At 72.2% G+C, this 17,052-nt stretch carries 15 protein-coding genes and 1 riboswitch; of the genes, 11 read left to right on the top strand and 4 right to left on the bottom strand.

Going from position 1 to position 17,052, the window contains the following annotated elements:
• The first annotated feature begins 42 nt into the window (after positions 1-42).
• Positions 43-1,740: an NAD(P)/FAD-dependent oxidoreductase gene (locus ABTZ91_RS13785; protein WP_352077344.1), complete on the top strand. Its 1,698-nt coding sequence runs from the start codon at positions 43-45 to the stop codon at positions 1,738-1,740.
• Positions 1,741-1,777: 37 nt separating this feature from the next.
• On the opposite strand, the gene ABTZ91_RS13780 is transcribed toward ABTZ91_RS13785, so the two are convergent.
• From ABTZ91_RS13780 to ABTZ91_RS13770, 3 genes are all read right to left on the bottom strand, one after another.
• Positions 1,778-2,479, bottom strand: a complete 702-nt coding sequence (locus ABTZ91_RS13780; RefSeq protein WP_352077570.1) for a DUF5995 family protein — start codon at positions 2,477-2,479, stop codon at positions 1,778-1,780.
• A gap of 109 nt (positions 2,480-2,588) precedes the next feature.
• Positions 2,589-3,989 (bottom strand): solute carrier family 23 protein, encoded by a 1,401-nt coding sequence (locus tag ABTZ91_RS13775; RefSeq protein WP_352077343.1) that lies wholly within the window; start codon positions 3,987-3,989, stop codon positions 2,589-2,591.
• A gap of 103 nt (positions 3,990-4,092) precedes the next feature.
• Positions 4,093-5,319 carry an MFS transporter gene (locus ABTZ91_RS13770; RefSeq protein ID WP_352077342.1) on the bottom strand — a complete coding sequence of 409 codons (1,227 nt, stop codon included), beginning with the start codon at positions 5,317-5,319 and terminating at the stop codon, positions 4,093-4,095.
• Positions 5,320-5,425: 106 nt separating this feature from the next.
• Between ABTZ91_RS13770 and ABTZ91_RS13765 the strand changes: the two genes are divergently transcribed.
• Positions 5,426-6,553: an ROK family transcriptional regulator gene (locus tag ABTZ91_RS13765; protein WP_352077341.1), complete on the top strand. Its 1,128-nt coding sequence runs from the start codon at positions 5,426-5,428 to the stop codon at positions 6,551-6,553.
• Positions 6,554-7,004: 451 nt separating this feature from the next.
• On the top strand, positions 7,005-7,685 hold the full coding sequence (locus tag ABTZ91_RS13760) for a hemerythrin domain-containing protein (protein WP_352077340.1): 681 nt from the start codon (positions 7,005-7,007) through the stop codon (positions 7,683-7,685).
• Between the two features lie 182 nt (positions 7,686-7,867).
• On the opposite strand, the gene ABTZ91_RS13755 is transcribed toward ABTZ91_RS13760, so the two are convergent.
• Complete coding sequence (locus ABTZ91_RS13755; RefSeq protein WP_352077339.1) at positions 7,868-10,234, bottom strand: chitinase C-terminal domain-containing protein; 2,367 nt, start codon at positions 10,232-10,234, stop codon at positions 7,868-7,870.
• A gap of 279 nt (positions 10,235-10,513) precedes the next feature.
• A riboswitch (FMN riboswitch) is annotated at positions 10,514-10,643 on the top strand.
• A gap of 181 nt (positions 10,644-10,824) precedes the next feature.
• On the opposite strand from ABTZ91_RS13755, the gene ribD reads away from it, so the two are divergent.
• The 8 genes from ribD to ABTZ91_RS13715 all read left to right on the top strand — a co-directional run bounded on the left by ribD (position 10,825) and on the right by ABTZ91_RS13715 (position 16,809).
• Entirely contained in the window at positions 10,825-11,964 is a 1,140-nt protein-coding gene (gene ribD, locus ABTZ91_RS13750) for a bifunctional diaminohydroxyphosphoribosylaminopyrimidine deaminase/5-amino-6-(5-phosphoribosylamino)uracil reductase RibD (protein WP_352077338.1), read from the top strand.
• A gap of 2 nt (positions 11,965-11,966) precedes the next feature.
• Positions 11,967-12,575 carry a riboflavin synthase gene (locus ABTZ91_RS13745; RefSeq protein WP_352077337.1) on the top strand — a complete coding sequence of 203 codons (609 nt, stop codon included), beginning with the start codon at positions 11,967-11,969 and terminating at the stop codon, positions 12,573-12,575.
• Positions 12,576-12,619: 44 nt separating this feature from the next.
• Positions 12,620-13,210, top strand: coding sequence for a nicotinamide mononucleotide transporter family protein (locus ABTZ91_RS13740; RefSeq protein WP_352077569.1), 591 nt, complete (start codon positions 12,620-12,622; stop codon positions 13,208-13,210).
• Positions 13,207-14,487 (top strand): bifunctional 3,4-dihydroxy-2-butanone-4-phosphate synthase/GTP cyclohydrolase II, encoded by a 1,281-nt coding sequence (locus tag ABTZ91_RS13735; protein WP_352077336.1) that lies wholly within the window; start codon positions 13,207-13,209, stop codon positions 14,485-14,487. The genes ABTZ91_RS13740 and ABTZ91_RS13735 overlap by 4 nt, the downstream gene beginning before the upstream one ends.
• A 43-nt stretch (positions 14,488-14,530) precedes the next feature.
• Positions 14,531-15,016: a 6,7-dimethyl-8-ribityllumazine synthase gene (gene ribH / locus ABTZ91_RS13730; RefSeq protein ID WP_189512609.1), complete on the top strand. Its 486-nt coding sequence runs from the start codon at positions 14,531-14,533 to the stop codon at positions 15,014-15,016.
• Between the two features lie 81 nt (positions 15,017-15,097).
• Entirely contained in the window at positions 15,098-15,370 is a 273-nt protein-coding gene (locus ABTZ91_RS13725) for a phosphoribosyl-ATP diphosphatase (RefSeq protein ID WP_352077335.1), read from the top strand.
• A 52-nt stretch (positions 15,371-15,422) separates the two neighbouring features.
• Positions 15,423-16,271, top strand: a complete 849-nt coding sequence (hisG, locus tag ABTZ91_RS13720) for an ATP phosphoribosyltransferase (protein WP_352077334.1) — start codon at positions 15,423-15,425, stop codon at positions 16,269-16,271.
• A gap of 76 nt (positions 16,272-16,347) precedes the next feature.
• Positions 16,348-16,809, top strand: coding sequence for a PH domain-containing protein (locus ABTZ91_RS13715; RefSeq protein ID WP_352077333.1), 462 nt, complete (start codon positions 16,348-16,350; stop codon positions 16,807-16,809).
• Positions 16,810-17,052: the final 243 nt, after the last annotated feature.

Here is a 17,052-nt window from a genome sequence, read left to right as displayed (position 1 = left end):
TCCCCTCTGCCTCACCTGTTTCGTGCAAGGAGTCCGTACCCCATGACGTCCACGGTGCCCACCGCCGTCCAGCACACCGACGCGCAGCCGCCGATCACCATGTTCGGCCCGGACTTCCCGTACGCCTACGACGACTTCCTGGCCCACCCGGCGGGTCTCGGCCAGATACCCGCGACCGAGCACGGCACCGAGGTCGCCGTCATCGGCGGCGGTCTGTCCGGCATCGTCGCCGCCTACGAGCTGATGAAGATGGGCCTCAAGCCCGTCGTCTACGAGGCCGACCAGATCGGCGGCCGGCTGCGGACCGTCGGCTTCGAGGGCACCGGCGCCGAGGGCCTGACCGCCGAGATGGGCGCCATGCGCTTCCCGCCCTCCTCGACCGCGCTCCAGCACTACATCGACCTGGTGGGCCTGGAGACCCGGCCCTTCCCGAACCCGCTGGCCGAGGCCACCCCCTCGACCGTCGTCGACCTCAAGGGCGAGACGCACTACGCGGAGACCATCGACGACCTGCCGCAGGTCTACCGTGACGTCGCCGAGGCCTGGAACAAGTGCCTCGACGAGGGCGCCGACTTCTCCGACATGAACCGCGCCATGCGCGAGCGCGACGTCCCGCGCATCCGCGAGATCTGGGCCAAGCTCGTCGAGAAGCTCGACAACCAGACCTTCTACGGCTTCCTGTGCGAGTCGGAGGCCTTCAAGTCCTTCCGGCACCGCGAGATCTTCGGCCAGGTCGGCTTCGGCACCGGCGGCTGGGACACCGACTTCCCGAACTCCATCCTGGAGATCCTGCGGGTCGTCTACACCGAGGCCGACGACCACCACCGCGGCATCGTCGGCGGCTCCCAGCAGCTGCCGCTGCGCCTGTGGGAGCGCGAGCCGGAGAAGATCGTCCACTGGGCGCAGGGCACGTCGCTGAGCTCGCTGCACGAGGGCGGTCAGCCCAAGCCGGCCGTCACGCGCCTGAACCGCACCGCCGGCAACCGGATCACCGTCACCGACGCGTCCGGCGACATCCGCACGTACCAGGCGGCGATCTTCACCGCCCAGTCCTGGATGCTGCTCTCCAAGATCGCGTGTGACGACTCGCTCTTCCCGATCGACCACTGGACGGCGATCGAGCGCACCCACTACATGGAGTCGTCCAAGCTCTTCGTGCCCGTCGACCGGCCGTTCTGGCTGGACAAGGACGAGGAGACCGGCCGGGACGTCATGTCGATGACGCTGACCGACCGGATGACCCGGGGCACGTACCTCCTGGACGACGGCCCGGACAAGCCGGCCGTCATCTGCCTGTCGTACACCTGGTGCGACGACAGCCTGAAGTGGCTGCCGCTGTCCGCGCAGGAGCGGATGGAGGTCATGCTGAAGTCGCTCGGCGAGATCTACCCGAAGGTCGACATCCGCAAGCACATCATCGGCAACCCGGTGACGGTCTCCTGGGAGAACGAGCCCTACTTCATGGGCGCCTTCAAGGCCAACCTGCCGGGTCACTACCGCTACCAGCGCCGCCTGTTCACGCACTTCATGCAGGACCGGCTGCCCGAGGACAAGCGGGGCATCTTCCTCGCCGGCGACGACATCTCCTGGACGGCCGGCTGGGCCGAGGGCGCGATCCAGACGGCGCTGAACGCGGTGTGGGGCGTGATGCACCACTTCGGCGGCTCGACGGACGCCACCAACCCGGGTCCGGGCGACGTGTACGACGAGATCGCCCCGGTCGAGCTGCCGGAGGACTGAGGTCGAAGGACAGAACCCGAGAGCTCCGGAGGGGCTCCTACGGGCGGGCCATCGGGGTGAGCAGCATCCGCCCCACCAGGCCCACCGACCGGTCGAGGCGTTCGGTGAACTCCTCGGCCAGGTCGGGCAGCCCCCGCAGCTGCCACAGCGAGCGGGCGGCGAGCCAGGCCCCCTCGCGGGCCCGGTCCAGGCTCCAGCAGCCGAGCAGATGCGTCAGCGGGTCCGCGACCTCCAGGAGGTCCGGGCCCGGCATCAGTTCCTCCCGGATGCGCTCCTCCAGGAGGACGAGGACGTCGCCGACCCGGTGGAACTCGTCCTCCAGGTCCGCGGGCGCGCAGTCCAGGCTGTGGCAGGTGTCGACCACCGCGAGGGCGAGGTCGTGGCCGATGTGCGCGTTGATCCCGGCGAGCGCGAACTGCAGCGGCCGTACGCCCGGGTGGCGCCGGTAGTGGAAGAGCGGCCGCCAGCAGGCGGGTGCCGGGGCGCCGGTGGCGACGGCGTCGACGACCGCGAGATAGCGCCGGGCGAACCGTACGTCGAGGGTGGCGGCGGCCTGCCGGTCGGTGAACGTGCCCGCGTCGATGGCCCGGCCGATCTCCTCGGTGACGGTCAGATAGACCCGGTTGAACACCGCGACCCCGTCCGCCGGGTGCCAGGCGGAGCGGATGGCCCGCATCCGGTCCACCACGGGGTCGACGGCCGTGAACGGCCCGATCTCGATGTCCTGCGTCTGCGTCATGTCCTGCGTCCGCGCCGTGGGTGCCATGGGTGCCATGGGTGCAGGGTGGCAGCCGCAGAGCCGGACGGAAGGGTTCCGCCGCCCGGCTTCCCCAGATCGAGCGAATCGCTTACGGCTTGGCGGCGGGTTCCTGGCCGTCCGTGGTCTCGTACGCGCTGGTGCCGGCGTCGAGCAGGGGCTCCTGCTGCTTCATGTGGGCCGGGGCGCAGGCGCGCAGCACGTGGTAGCCGGTGATGACGACCAGGGTGCCGAGCGCGATGCCGCCGAGCTCGAAGGTGTCGGTGAAGGTGAGCTTCACGCCGCCGACGCCGATGATGATGCCGGCCGCGGCGGGCACCAGGTTGAGCGGGTTGCGCAGGTCGACCTTGGCGTTGATCCAGATCTGGGCGCCGAGCAGGCCGATCATGCCGTAGAGGATCACGGTGATGCCGCCGAGCACGCCGCCGGGGATGGCGGCGACGACCGCGCCGAACTTGGGGCACAGGCCGAAGAGCAGGGCGAAGCCGGCCGCGGCCCAGTAGGCGGCGGTGGAGTAGACCCTCGTCGCCGCCATGACGCCGATGTTCTCGGAGTACGTGGTGTTCGGCGGGCCGCCCACGGCGGTGGACAGCATCGAGGCGGCGCCGTCGGCGGCGATCGCCGTGCCCAGCTTGTCGTCCAGCGGGTCGCCGGTCATCTCGCCGACGGCCTTGACGTGTCCGGCGTTCTCGGCGATCAGCGCGATGACCACGGGCAGCGCCACCAGGATCGCGGACCACTCGAAGCTCGGGCCGTGGAAGGAGGGCAGGCCGATCCAGTCGGCCCGGGCGACGCCGGAGAGGTCGAGCCGCCAGTGGTCGGTGACCTCGCCGCCCGGGGACATCGAGTGGATCTTTCCGAAGACCAGGTCGAAGACCCAGGAGATGCCGTAGCCGAAGACCAGGCCGAGGAAGATCGCGATCCGCGACCAGAAGCCGCGCAGGGCGACCACGGCCAGACCGGTGAACAGCATCACGAGCAGCGCCGTCCACTGGTCCTGCGGCCAGTAGGTGGCGGCGGTGACCGGGGCCAGGTTGAAGCCGATCAGCATGACCACGGCGCCGGTGACCACCGGCGGCATGGCCGCGTGGATGATCCGCGCCCCGAACCTGGCCACCGCGAGACCGGCGAGGAAGAGCACCACGCCGACCACGAGGACCGCGCCGGTCACCGTGGCGCTGTCGCCGCCCGAGGCCCGGATCGCGGCGGCCACGCCCACGAAGGAGAGCGAGCAGCCGAGGTACGAGGGAACCGTGCCGCGGGTCGCGAGCAGGAAGATCACGGTGGCGACACCGGACATCATGATGGCGAGGTTCGGGTCGAGACCCATGAGGACCGGGGCCACGAACGAGGCACCGAACATCGCCACCACGTGCTGGGCGCCGAGACCGACCGTGCGCGGCCAGGAGAGGCGTTCGTCCGGCCGGACGACGGCTCCCGGAGCGGGTGTCCTCCCGTCGCCGTGCAGGGTCCAGCGCACGCCGAGGCTCATGTGGTCGCTCCAGTTCTCGGGGTCGTTCTCGGGATTCCGACGGCCTTCAGGTCCCGTCGTGCCGGGACCGAAAAAGTTCAGCCATATGGTAGTGGCCCGCAGGTCAGCGGATCCCTTCCGAGGAGCCGGCCGTCGCCGCCCCGGTCCCGGCCGTGGTGCCGGGCGTGCTCCGGCCGCCCGGCCGCAGCACGCCCGCGCCCAGGACCAGACCGAACGCGAGCAGGGTGACCAGGCCGAAGGAGAAGGCCAGCGAGGTCGCGTCGGCGATGCCGCCGATCGCGGACGGGGCGATGAGGCCCGAGGTGTACGTGATGGTGGCGACGCCCGCGATGGCCTGGCTGGGGTTCGGGCCGCTGCGTCCCGCGGCGGCGAAGGCCAGGGGGACGACCACCGCGACGCCGAGCCCGAGCAGGCCGAAACCGGTCAGGGCGAGGGCCGCGTGCGGGGCGAACACCACGAGGAGCCCGCCGAGCGTGGCCGCCAGGCCCCCGACGCGTACGGTGCGCACCGCGCCGAAACGGTCCACCACCCGGTCGCCGACCAGACGCGCCACGGCCATGGTGAGCGCGAAGGCGGTGGTGGACGCGGCGGCCAGACCGGCCGAGGTGCCCAGCTCCTCCTTGAGGTAGACCGCCGACCAGTCCAGGCTCGCGCCCTCCGCGAACACCCCGCAGAAGCCGATGGCGCCGATGACGAGCGCGGACTTCGGGGGCAGCGAGAAGCGCGGCGGCGCCTCCTCCTCGGGCGCGCTCTGCAGGTCGAGCACGCCCTGGCAGCAGACGAGGCCGAGCACGGTCAGGACCACGGCCGCGAGCAGGTGGTGCAGACGGGCGTCGCCCCCGAGGTGGGCGGCGACGGTGCCCGCCGCCGAGCCGATCAGGGCGCCGGCGCTCCACATGCCGTGCAGGCTGGACATGATCGAGCGGCCGAGCCGGTTCTCCGTCTCGACGCCGAGCGCGTTCATGGCCACGTCGGACATGCCGGCGGTGGCGCCGTAGACGAAGAGGGCCGCGCACAGGCCGTAGACGTTCGGCGCGAGGGACGGCAGGACCAGCGACAGGGTCCACAGCGCGAGCAGTCCGCGCAGCGCGGTGCGGGCGCCGAAGCGATGGCTGATCGCGCCCGCCAGCGGCATCGCGAGCGAGGCACCGATCGCGGGGAAGGCGAGGGCGAGCCCCAGCTGGCCCGGACTGACGCCGGCGTGCTCCTGGATCCACGGGATGCGGGTGGCGAAGCTGCCCGTGACCGCGCCGTGGACGCAGAAGACGGCGGCGACGGCGAACCTGGCCCGGCGCAGCCGTTCGGTGCTGAAGACGGTCTCCGCCGCCATGGTCCCTCCCTGGGTCGTGATCTCGCCGTAAACTATCAGGGACCCTGCCTGATAAATAGTGGACGGAGGGGAACGGAAGTCCGAGTTCGTCTGAGAGGATCCCCGCATGGCCGCATCCCCGAGCACCGCCCGGGCCATCAACGACCGGCTCGCCCTGCGACTGCTCCAGGACGAGGGCCCGTTGACGGCGACCCAGCTGAAGACCCTCACCGGGCTCTCCCGCCCCACCGTCGCCGACCTCGTCGAGCGGCTGCGCAGCTCCGGCCTCGTCCATGTCGTCGGCGAGTCCGGCGCCGAGCGCCGCGGCCCCAACGCCAAGCTGTACGGGATCGTCGCCGACCGCGCCCACCTCGCCGCCCTCGACGTGCGCACCCGCTCCGTCACCGTCGTCGTCGCCGACCTCCTCGGCACCACCCTCGCCGAGGCGTCCCTGCCGATCGGCGAGGGCGCCGCCCCGGGCCCCGCCGCCGACCAGGCCGTCGCCCTGCTCGAACGCACCGCGGCGAAGGCCGGCGCCGCCCGGCTGCACAGCGTGGCCGTCGGCGCCCCCGGCCTCATCGACCCGGCGACCCGGCAGCTGCGGGACACCGCGAAGCTGCCCGAATGGCACCGGCGCCTGATCGCCGCCCTGCGGCAGCGGCTGCCCGCCACCGTCCTGGTGGAGAACGAGGTCAACCTCGCCGCCGTCGCCGAACTGCGCGAGGGAGCCGCCCGCGCGGACCGCGACACCTTCGTGCTGCTCTGGCTCGGCCAGGGCGTCGGCGCGGCCGTCGTCCTCGACGGACGGCTGCGCCGCGGCGCCTCCGGGGGAGCGGGCGAGATCGGCTTCCTGCCGGTGCCGGGCACCTCCGGGCTGCCCTCCGCCCACGGCTGCGACGGCGGCTTCGACGAGCTGGCCTGCGCCGCCGCGGTCGACGCCCTCGCACGCGGCCACGGCCTCGACCCGGCCACCGCCCTGGAGACCGGTGACGGCCCCTTCCTCGACGCCCTCGCCGACCGGCTCGCCATCGGCGCGGCCGCCGTCGCGGCCGTCCTCGACCCCGGGTGCGTGGTCCTCGCCGGCGAGACCGGTCACCGGGGCGGCCCGGAGCTCGCCGCCCGTGTCGAGGCCCGCCTCGCCGAACTGTCCCCGCTGCGCACCGAGGTCCGCGCCACCACCCTCGGCGACACCGCCATCCTGCGCGGCGCCCTGCTGACCGCCCGCGACGCGGCGCAGGACGCCCTGTTCCCGTAGGCGCCGCGCCCCCGGCGACGGGCGCACCGTCCGCACAGGCCCGCACCCCCTGGGCCGGAGGCGCGGTCCCGGCGACGGGCGCACCGTCCGCACAGGCCCGCACCCCCTGGCCCGGAGGCGCTGTCCCGGCGACGGGCGCACCGCCCGCACCGGGATCTGCGTCCTCCTGGGCCCGGGGCGTCCGTCCGGGGCGGCGCACCGTCGGTCCACGGGCCCATGCGCCCGGGGCCTCCGTCCGGGGCGACGTCCCGTTTGTCCACGGGCCTCCTGGGCAGGCGCGGCGCACAGCCTCCCGCTCGACCAGGCGCCGCAGACCTACGGCATGGTCCGGCACACGAGGGCCGGGTGCGTCCGCGCCGTGATCCGGCCCGGCGCATGAGCTCGCCCGGCGCGGCCCCGGCGTCCTGACCGGCCCGCCCCGTACCCGCGCACACGACCCAAGGAGTGCCCGATGTCCCGTTCCCTCGCGCAGCAGAGCCTCGAACAGCTCGGCGGCACATCCAGCGTCCTGGCCCGCCAGCGCCGGGACCACGCGGAGCTCGACCGCCTCATGCGGCGCTACGAGTCCGACGGGCTGACGCCTCCGGAACGCCGGGCGACGCTGCACGACATCGTCCAGCTCACCTTCAGCCATGCCTTCGCCGAGGAGACCGTGCTGTGGCCGGCCCTGCGCAGGCTCGCCCCCGACGGTGAGGCGCTGACCTCCCAGGTCGAGGAGGAGCACCAGCGGATCAACGACCTCGTGGCCGAGATCCGGTCGACCGATCCGGCGGCCCCCCGGCACGACCGGCTGGTCACCGCCGCATTCTCCCTGATCCGCCAGGACATCCGGGACGAGGAGGACGTGCTGCTGCCCCGGCTCCAGGAGGCGCTGGGCAACGACGCCGCCCGGCTGCGGCGCCTCGGCACCACCTGGGAGAGCGTGCGCCGTACCGCACCCACCCGCCCTCACCCGGCCGTGCCGCGCCGCCCGCCGGCCAACGCCCTGGCCGGCATCCCGCTGAGCGCGTTCGACCGCGCGCGTGACCTGCTGCTCCCCGCGCCGGGGCGCGGCCGGGCTCTCGCGGCGGGTCTGGCGGCATCCGCGCTCGCCGCCTGGGCCGTCGCCGCCGTCCGCCGTCGCCGGCACTGAACCACGCTGAACCGCGACGGGCGGTGGGTGTGCCAGCCGCCTGGCGGGGCGAGTCGTCGGGAAAGACGCGCGGGTCACGCACCCGCGCCGCGCTCCGGACGGGGGAGCGCGGCGCGGGGCGGGGGGCCCGGCGGCGGCCAAGGGCCGTCGGACCGCCGCCGGGGGTCATCGGGTCGTGCGGATCAGCAGGCGCCCTGGTCCCTCCAGACGCCCCACTCGCCGGTCGTGCCCGGCTCCTCGTTCTGGGTCCACCACTGGGCCTTCCAGGTGCGGCCCTTGTGGGAGACGAGGTTCCCCGCGTTGTAGATCGTGCCCGCCACGTACGCCGGGGCGGTGCAGGTGCCGCCCGTGGGCGTGGGCGTGGGGGTGGGGGTCGGCGTGGGCGTCGGGCCGGTCGGCGTCGGCGTCGGGGTGGGCGTCGGGGTCGAGCCGCCCGGCTCCACGACCGTCGTGCCGCGCGCCAGGTCGCCGGCGAGCGCGTACGTCGTGCCGTTGACGGTCACCGTCCAGTTCGACGGGGTCGAGACCGGCAGGTAGTAGTTGAACGACAGGTCGACGGTCGCGCCCGGGGCCAGCGACTGCCAGGCCGGGAGCTTCAGCGAGACCCGGTGGAAGTCGCCCTTCAGGCCGCCGACGTTGCCGCCCGTGTGGTCGCTGCTGATCACCTTGGTGCCGAAGCCGGACTGGTCGGAGGCGTTGCCCGGCGCGGCGGTCGCGTAGTCGAACTGGAACTCGGTGCCGCCCGGCAGCGTCGTCTTCGTGTGGTTGGTGATCCTGATCTTCGGCGTGATCGGGTAGTTGGAGTCGCCGAGCTTGAAGTCGGTGAACTCGACGCCCACGTTCACGGCCTGGGTCGGCAGCGCCTTGTTGGACTTCTTCGCGCCGTACGGGGTGGCCGCCTTGAACTTGTCGTACATCAGCGAGGTGAGGGTGTCGCCCATCTCGTACTGGCCCTTGGCGGCGTTCCAGTCGTAGTCGCCGGCCATCTCCCAGACCATCGTGCCACCGATGCCCCGGCTGACGACGTAGTCGGCCTTGGCGGCCACGGACTGCTCGTCCTCGGTGGACAGGAAGACCTTCTTCTGGGCGTTCCACAGCCACGGCGCGACCAGCGTGGAGTCGTACTTGCGGACGTAGGTGCCGGTCAGCGTGGTGTTCGCGGGGAAGCCGTATGTGGTGACGTAGTCGCCGACGATCCCCTTCTCCAGGTTCTTGGCGTGCCACATCGGGTTGGAACCGGCGGGCGACTCCTGCCCGTTGGTGTCCTTGTCGTGCCACAGGTTGTCGATGCCGACGGCGCCGTCACCGCACTTGGTCAGGCCCGAGCCGGCCGGGCAGCCGGTCGCGGTGGCCTTGCCCCACAGACCGTCGGTGCCGCCCTGCACGTTCTTGTGGCCGCGGGTGTAGTAGGGCAGGCCGATGTTGATCCGGCCGGCCGGCATGGAGCCGCGGAAGTAGTGGTACGCCCAGTCGGTGTTGAGGTAGCCGATGCCGCCGTACTGCGCGGAGCCGTAGACGTTCGCGGCGGCCAGCTCGGCGTCCTTGCCGTCGTCGAAGAGCGAGGCGTTGGGGCCGACGTACTCGTTCCAGGCGCCGTGCAGGTCGTAGGACATGATGTTGACGTAGTCCAGGTACTTCTGGACCTGGAAGGTCTCCATGCCGCGCAGCAGGTAGCCGGAGGAGGGCGCGGCGACGGTCAGCAGGTAGTGCTTGCCGTCGGCGGCGCCGGCCCGGTCGAGCTTCTCGCGCAGGGACTTCATCAGGGCGGCGTAGCCCTGGACGAGGCCGGCGCGGCGCGCGTTGGCGAGCTGCCAGTCGAGCGGGTTGCCGGCGTCCTTCATCGTCGTCGGGTACTCGTAGTCGATGTCGACGCCGTTGAAGCCGTACTTCCGGATGAAGTCGACGGCCGAGTTCGCGAACGTCTCGATCCCGGCCTGGTTGACCGACCCGTCGGCGTTGGTCGCCATCGAGTAGAAGCCGCCGGAGTTCACCCGGGTGCCGTTGTCGTCGAAGTAGCCGCCGGTCTCCGCCCAGCCGCCGACCGAGATCAGCGTCTTGACGTCCGGGTGCTGCTTCTTGAACTTGTTGAGCAGGTTGAAGTGGCCCTTGTAGGCGTACGCCGGGTCCATCTCGGCGCCCGCGACACCGGGCCAGGTCATCCCGGTGGCCGCGTTGCCCGGGCCGTCCGCGCCCACGGAGAGCTTGTTGTCGCCGCCGACGTGGCCGAAGGCGTAGTTGATGTGGGTGATCTTGTCCCACGGGATGTCCTTGGCCAGATAGGCGGGCTCGCCGTTCTTGCCGGTGCGCCAGCCGGTGAAGTAGCCGATGACCCGGCGTTGGTGGTCCGCGCCCATCTTCTCGCGGCCCTCGGTGTCGTAGACCGAGCAGTACGGGACGTCGACGCCGGGCGTCTTGTACAGGCCGTCGGGGCGACAGCTCTCGTTGTCGGCGGCGTGCGAGACGCCGCCGGAGAGCGAGCTGATCAGCAGTCCGGCGACGGCGGCGCCGGAAGCGAGCAGCGAGGCCCTCTTCTTGGTGGGGGACAGCACGGTCGGTTCCTCCAGGGGAGGTCGGCAGAGCACAACAACGAACAAGGGGGTGGATCGTGTTGGGCCCGTGGAGTGCGCACACCGGCGGGCCGTACCTCGGAGGTGACACGGAGATTAAGAGGACTAGACCAGTGCGTCAATAGGTCTGGACCAAGGAGGAATTCCGGAGTGGTCGCCCGCCGATCCCGTGACGGGGGCGTGGCGCTCTGTGAGCCAGCCCACAGGGCCTCACCCGCATGGCCGCCGTCCGGCCGTGGCACACTGGCCCTGTATCAGCAGCAGCGCACTCCGGGGTCGGTGTAATTCCGAACCGGCGGTATAGTCCGCGACCCGTCCGCAGCCAGCGGCCGGTTGACCAGGTGAGATTCCTGGACCGACGGTGAAAGTCCGGATGGGAGGCAGTGCGCGGCGGGCGACCCTCACCAGGGGTGTGCCGGCCGTACGTCCGCTGGTCGCCGTATCGGCACAGGTGCCGTGGCGGCGTACCGGGGACCGGCAGGCCCACGCGCACCCTGCGCGAGCCGTCGTACCCGCTCTCTGTCGTCATCGACAGGCCCCGGAGTCCGTGCCCGAAGAGGCAGGAGGACCCGGTGGCCCAGCAGGCCGACATCACCGCCATGCGACGCGCGATCGCGCTCGCCGCCCGCGGTCTCGGCTCCACCAGCCCCAACCCGGTCGTCGGCTGCGTCGTCACCGACGCCTCCGGCCACCAGGTCGGCGAAGGCTGGCACCAGCGCGCCGGCGGCCCGCACGCCGAGGTCCACGCCCTGCGCGAGGCCGGCGTCCTGGCCCGCGGCGGCACCGCCTACGTCACCCTCGAACCCTGCAACCACACCGGCCGCACCGGCCCCTGCGCCCAGGCCCTGATCGAGGCCGGGATCGCCCGCGTCGTCTACGCGGTCGGCGACCCGAACCCGCAGGCCACCGGCGGTGCCGACACCCTGCGCGCGGCCGGCGTCGAGGTCACGCACGGCCTCCTGGCCGAGGAGGCCGAGGCCGGCAACATCGCCTGGCTCACCTCCGTCCGCCGCGGCCGCCCCTTCGTGCGCTGGAAGTACGCCGCCACCCTCGACGGCCGGATCGCCGCCGCCGACGGCACCTCCCGCTGGATCAGCTCCGCCGAGTCCCGCGCCGACGTCCACCGGCTGCGCGCCGAGTCCGACGCCGTCGTCGTCGGCTCCGGCACCGCCCGCGCCGACGACCCCCACCTCGCGGTACGCGGCATCGACGACGCCGTCCAGCCCCTGCGGGTCGTCGTCGACACCGAGGCGAGCGCGGTGAAGCCGGGCGCCCGGGTCCTCGACGACGCCGCCCGCACCGTGATCGCCGTGGCCGAGGACCTGATCCCGGAGGAGACCACGCACTTCCCCGAGACCTGGCGCCTGCCCCGCGCACCCGGCGGCGGCCTCGACATCGGCGAGCTCCTCGCCGCGCTCCACCAGCAGGGCGTCCGCTCCGTCCTCCTCGAAGGCGGCCCCACCCTCGCGGGCGCCTTCCTCGCCGCGGGCGCCGTCGACCAGGTCGTCGGCTATCTCGCCCCCGTCCTCCTCGGCGCCGGCCCCGCCGCCCTCGCCGACGCCGGAATCACCACGATCACGGACGCGCTGCGGCTCGACATCACCGAGACCGTCCGCATCGGATCCGACATCCGCGTCACCGCCGTCCCCGCGGCCACCCCCTCCGCCACTTCTGCCACCCCCGCCACCTCCGCCACCGCCAAGGGAGCCTGACCGTGTTCACCGGAATCGTCGAAGAGCTGGGCGAGGTCGTCGCCGTCGAGCAGCTGGCGGACGCCTCCCGCTTCCGCCTGCGCGGCCCCCTCGTCACCGAGGGTGCCCGGCACGGCGACTCGATCGCCGTCAACGGCGTCTGCCTCACCGTGGTCGACTGCGGCGAGGGGGAGTTCACCGCCGACGTGATGGCCGAGACCCTCAAGCGGTCCTCCCTCGGCGCCCTGGAGACCGGCTCCCGGGTCAACCTGGAGCGGCCCATGGCCGTCGGCGGACGCCTCGGCGGCCACATCGTCCAGGGACACGTGGACGGCACCGGCACGATCCTCGCGCGCACCCCCTCCGAGCACTGGGAGATCGTCAAGGTCGGCCTGCCCGCCGCGCTCGCCCGCTACGTCGTCGAGAAGGGCTCCATCACCGTCGACGGCGTCAGCCTCACCGTCGTCGAGGTCGGCGACGACTGGTTCACCATCAGCCTCATCCCCACCACCCTCGCCCTGACCACGCTCGGCATCAAGCAGCCCGGCGACCCGGTCAACCTCGAAGTGGACGTCATCGCCAAGTACGTCGAGCGGCTGCTCGGCCCGAACGCGCAGGAGACCGTCAAGTGAACTGGCTCAACTCCGAGGCGTTCACCGTCTTCGACCAGCACATCATGTGGTCCGACATGATCGGCAACACGATCGGTCTGATCGCCCTGGCCCTCGGCTGGCGCCGCTCCATCCTCACCTGGCCCGCCCAGCTGCTCTCCGGCGTCATCCTCGTCGGCGCCTACGCCTCCGCCCACCTCTCCGGCGGCGTCGGCAAGCAGCTCCTCGTCATCGGCGTCGCCGCCTGGGGCTGGTGGCAGTGGAACCGCGGCCGGCAGCAGGCTCAGGACGGCTCCATCGCCGTCCGCTTCGCCAGCTGGAAGGAGCGCGGACTGCTCCTCGCCGGCGCCGTCCTCGGCACCCTCGCCGTCGGCGGCCTGTTCACCCTCTACCCGTCGCTCTCCTGGAGCCCGTGGGCCGACGCGTACATCTTCGTCGGCACCCTCGTCGCGATGGTCGCCCAGGCCCGCGGCCTGGTCGAGTTCTGGTTCGCCTGGCTCCTCGTCGACCTCGTCGGCGTCCCCCTCGCCTTCAACAGCGGCCTCGCCTTCTCCGGCCTGGTCTACCTCGTCTACTTCGCCCTCGTCATCTGGGGCATGCGCGACTGGTGGCTCCGGACGCGCACCGCTCCCGCCCTGGAAGGAGCAGCGGCATGAGCACGGCACCCCTCCTGTTCGACGCCACCGACCTCGCCCTCGACCCCGTCGAGCAGGCCATCCGCGACATCGCCGCGGGCCGCCCCGTCGTCGTCGTCGACGACGAGGACCGCGAGAACGAGGGCGACCTCGTCATCGCCGCCGAGATGGCCACCCCCGAGGTCGTCGCCTTCATGATGAGCGAGTGCCGCGGCCTGATCTGCGCCCCCATGGAGAGCGACGAGCTCGAACGCCTGCAGCTGCCGCAGATGGTCGACCACAACACGGAGTCGATGAAGACCGCCTTCACCGTCTCCGTCGACGCGGCCCCCGCCCACGGCGTCACCACCGGCATCTCCGCCGCCGACCGCGCCACCACCCTGCGCATGCTCGCCAGCGGCGACTACGAGCCCGGCGACTTCGTCCGCCCCGGCCACATCTTCCCGCTGCGCGCCAGGGAAGGCGGCGTCCTGGTCCGCAACGGCCACACCGAGGCCGCCGTCGACCTCGCCCGCCTCGCCGGACTCCGCCCCGCCGGCGCGATCGTCGAGATCGCCGGCGAGGACGGCGTCATGCTGCGGCTGCCCGAGCTGATCCCCTTCGCCCGCAAGCACGGCCTGACGATCATCTCCATCGAGGACCTGATCGCCTACCGCCGCTCCGCCGAGCCCACCGTCCGCCGCGAGGCCGAGGTCCACCTGCCCACGGCGCACGGCGAGTTCACCGCGTACGGCTACCGCTCCACCGTCGACGGCGTCGAGCACGTCGCCCTCGTCCACGGCGAGATCGGCGACGGCGAGGACGTCCTGGTCCGGGTCCACTCCGAGTGCCTGACCGGCGACGTCTTCCACTCGCTGCGCTGCGACTGCGGCCCCCAGCTCCAGGCCTCCATGGACCGCATCACCGAGACCGGCCGCGGCGTCGTCGTCTATCTGCGCGGCCACGAGGGCCGCGGCATCGGCCTGCTGTCCAAGCTGCGCGCCTACGAACTCCAGGAGCGCGGCCGCGACACCCTCGACGCCAACCTGGAGCTCGGCCTGCCCGCCGACGCCCGCGACTACGCGGCCGGCGCCCAGATCCTCGCCGACCTCGGGGTCCGCAGCCTCCGGCTCATGACCAACAACCCCGACAAGATCGACGCCCTCACCCGCCACGGCCTGAAGGTCGAGGGCCGCGAGCCCATGCCCGTCACGGCGGGCGAGCACAACCTCCGCTACCTGCGCACCAAGCGCGACCGGATGGGCCACGACCTGCCCTGGCTCGACGGCTCCCCGGCCGCCACCTGCGGCAACCAGTGAATCCGCGTAATCCGTACCCACGAACGATTCGGCAAGGAGCAACATGAGCGGCAAGGGCGCACCCGTCCTCAGCGTGAAGAACTGCGGCGACCTCCGCGTCGCGGTCATCGCGGCCCAGTGGCACGAGAAGATCATGGACGGCCTCGTCGACGGCGCCCTGCGGGCCCTCGCCGAGCTCGGCATCGACGAGCCCACCCTGCTGCGCGTCCCCGGCAGCTTCGAGCTCCCCGTCGTGGCCAAGGTCCTCGCCGGCCGCGGCTACGATGCCATCGTGGCGCTCGGCGTCGTCATCCGCGGCGGAACGCCGCACTTCGAGTACGTGTGCCAGGGCGTCACCCACGGCCTCACCCAGGTCTCGATCGACACCGGCGTACCCGTCGGATTCGGCGTCCTGACCGTCGACAACGAGGAGCAGGCCCTCGACCGGGCCGGCCTCGAGGGATCCTCCGAGGACAAGGGCCACGAGGCCGTCACCGCCGCCGTCGCCACCGCGACCACGCTGCGCACGGTCAGCGAACCCTGGCGCTGAGAGCCCGCCCGTCACCCGGCCACCACCCCTGATGGAGGCGCTGCGCGCCCGCCTTCTCACACCCCGTACTCTTAGGACATCATGGCGAACAAAACCTTCGAAGAGCTCTTCGCCGAGCTCAAGCTCAAGGCCGAGACCGGCGACCCGGCGACCTCCCGCACCGCGGAACTGGTCGGCAAGGGCGTCCATGCCATCGGCAAGAAGGTCGTCGAGGAGGCCGCCGAGGTCTGGATGGCCGCCGAGTACGAAGGCAAGGACGCCGCCGCCGAGGAGATCTCGCAGCTGCTGTACCACGTCCAGGTGATGATGGTCGCCCGCGGGATCTCCCTCGACGACGTCTACGCCCACCTCTGAGCACCGAGCACCGCACACCCCCCGAACTCCTGAGGCAAAGGAAGCCCACCCCATGCTGCGCATCGCCGTCCCCAACAAGGGTTCACTCTCCGGACCTGCGATGGAGATGCTCCATGAGGCGGGCTACCGGCAGCGCAAGGAGTCCAAGGAGCTCGTCACCGTCGACCCCGACAACGACGTGGAGTTCTTCTACCTTCGCCCGAAGGACATCGCGATCTACGTGGCGTCCGGCCGGCTCGACATCGGCATCACCGGCCGTGACCTGCTCCTGGACTCCGGCGCCAACGCCGAGGAGATCCTGCCGCTGAACTTCGGCCGCTCCACCTTCCGCTACGCCACCCGGCCCGGCACCGCGAGCGGCCCCGGGGACTTCCACGGGATGACGATCGCCACCTCCTACGAGGGCATCGTCGCCAAGCACCTCGCCGAGCAGGGCGTCGACGCCTCCGTCGTCCACCTCGACGGCGCAGTCGAGACCGCGATCCAGCTCGGTGTCGCCGAGATCATCGCCGACGTCGTCGAGACCGGCACCAGCCTGCGCAACGCCGGCCTGGAGGTCATCGGCGAGCCGATCCTCACCTCCGAGGCCGTCGTCGTCCGGCGCACCGGCGCCCCGACCGACGACCCCAAGGTCCAGCAGTTCCTGCGCCGCCTCCAGGGCGTCCTCGTCGCCCGCAGCTACGTGATGATGGACTACGACTGCCGCGCCGAGCACCTGGAGCAGGCCGTCGCCCTCACCCCGGGCCTGGAGTCGCCCACCGTCTCGCCGCTGCACAACGAGGGCTGGGTCGCCGTCCGCGCGATGGTCCCCGCCAAGGAGGCGCAGAAGGTCATGGACGACCTGTACGAGCTGGGTGCCCGTGCGATCCTGACCACGGCCATCCACGCCTGCCGCCTCTGACCGGCCGCCTGCGAGGCGCGCGCCCGCCGTCCGCAGGCACCCGCTGCCCGCACGCACCCGCACTGCTAGGAACCCCATGTCCGACGCCACCGCCCCCGACCTCCCGGCCACCTTCCGTCCCGGCCGCACCCGGGCGGTCCTGTTGACGATCGGGGTGGTGATGTTCGTCGTCATCACCGTCGTCGCGATGATGCTGGAGCGGCTCAGCCCGGCGGAGCGGGTCAGCTTCGTCTTCACCGCCGCGCTCTTCCTCGGCGTCCTGGTGCTGCTCAGCCGCCCCAAGGTCGTCGCCGACGACGAGGGCGTCACGGTCGTCAACATCACCCGGACACGCCGACTCGCGTGGGCGGAGATCCTCCGGGTCAACCTGCGCCCCGGCGACCCCTGGGTCTTCCTCGATCTGAGCGACGGCACCAGCCTGCCGGCCCTCGGCATCCAGCCGGGAATCGCCAAGCAGCAGGCCATCCGGGACGCCCGCGCCCTGCGCGCCCTCGCCGAGTCCAGGGGCACCGGAGCCGAGTCCGCCGGGACGGTCTGACACCCCGGTCCGACCCGCAGACGTCCCCCGTTCGTCCCCCATACGGGGCCGACCCCCTGCCCGTGACGGCACGGGCGTGACTACTCTTGAGGCGGTGGTGCCGAGTGGCACCACCGCCTCGCGTGTTGTGCAGGGCCGCCGCCGGCGGCCCGCGAGGCCGCCCTTCGACCCGAGGAGTGACTCCCTCCGGCAATGGACGGATCGTCCGGTAGTACCTGCGCCGCCCCCTCCACCTCGGAGGCG

This window comes from Streptomyces sp. NPDC126499 (assembly GCF_040302485.1).
Lineage (GTDB): Bacteria > Actinomycetota > Actinomycetes > Streptomycetales > Streptomycetaceae > Streptomyces.
This window is presented reverse-complemented; position numbering and strand designations above follow the sequence as displayed.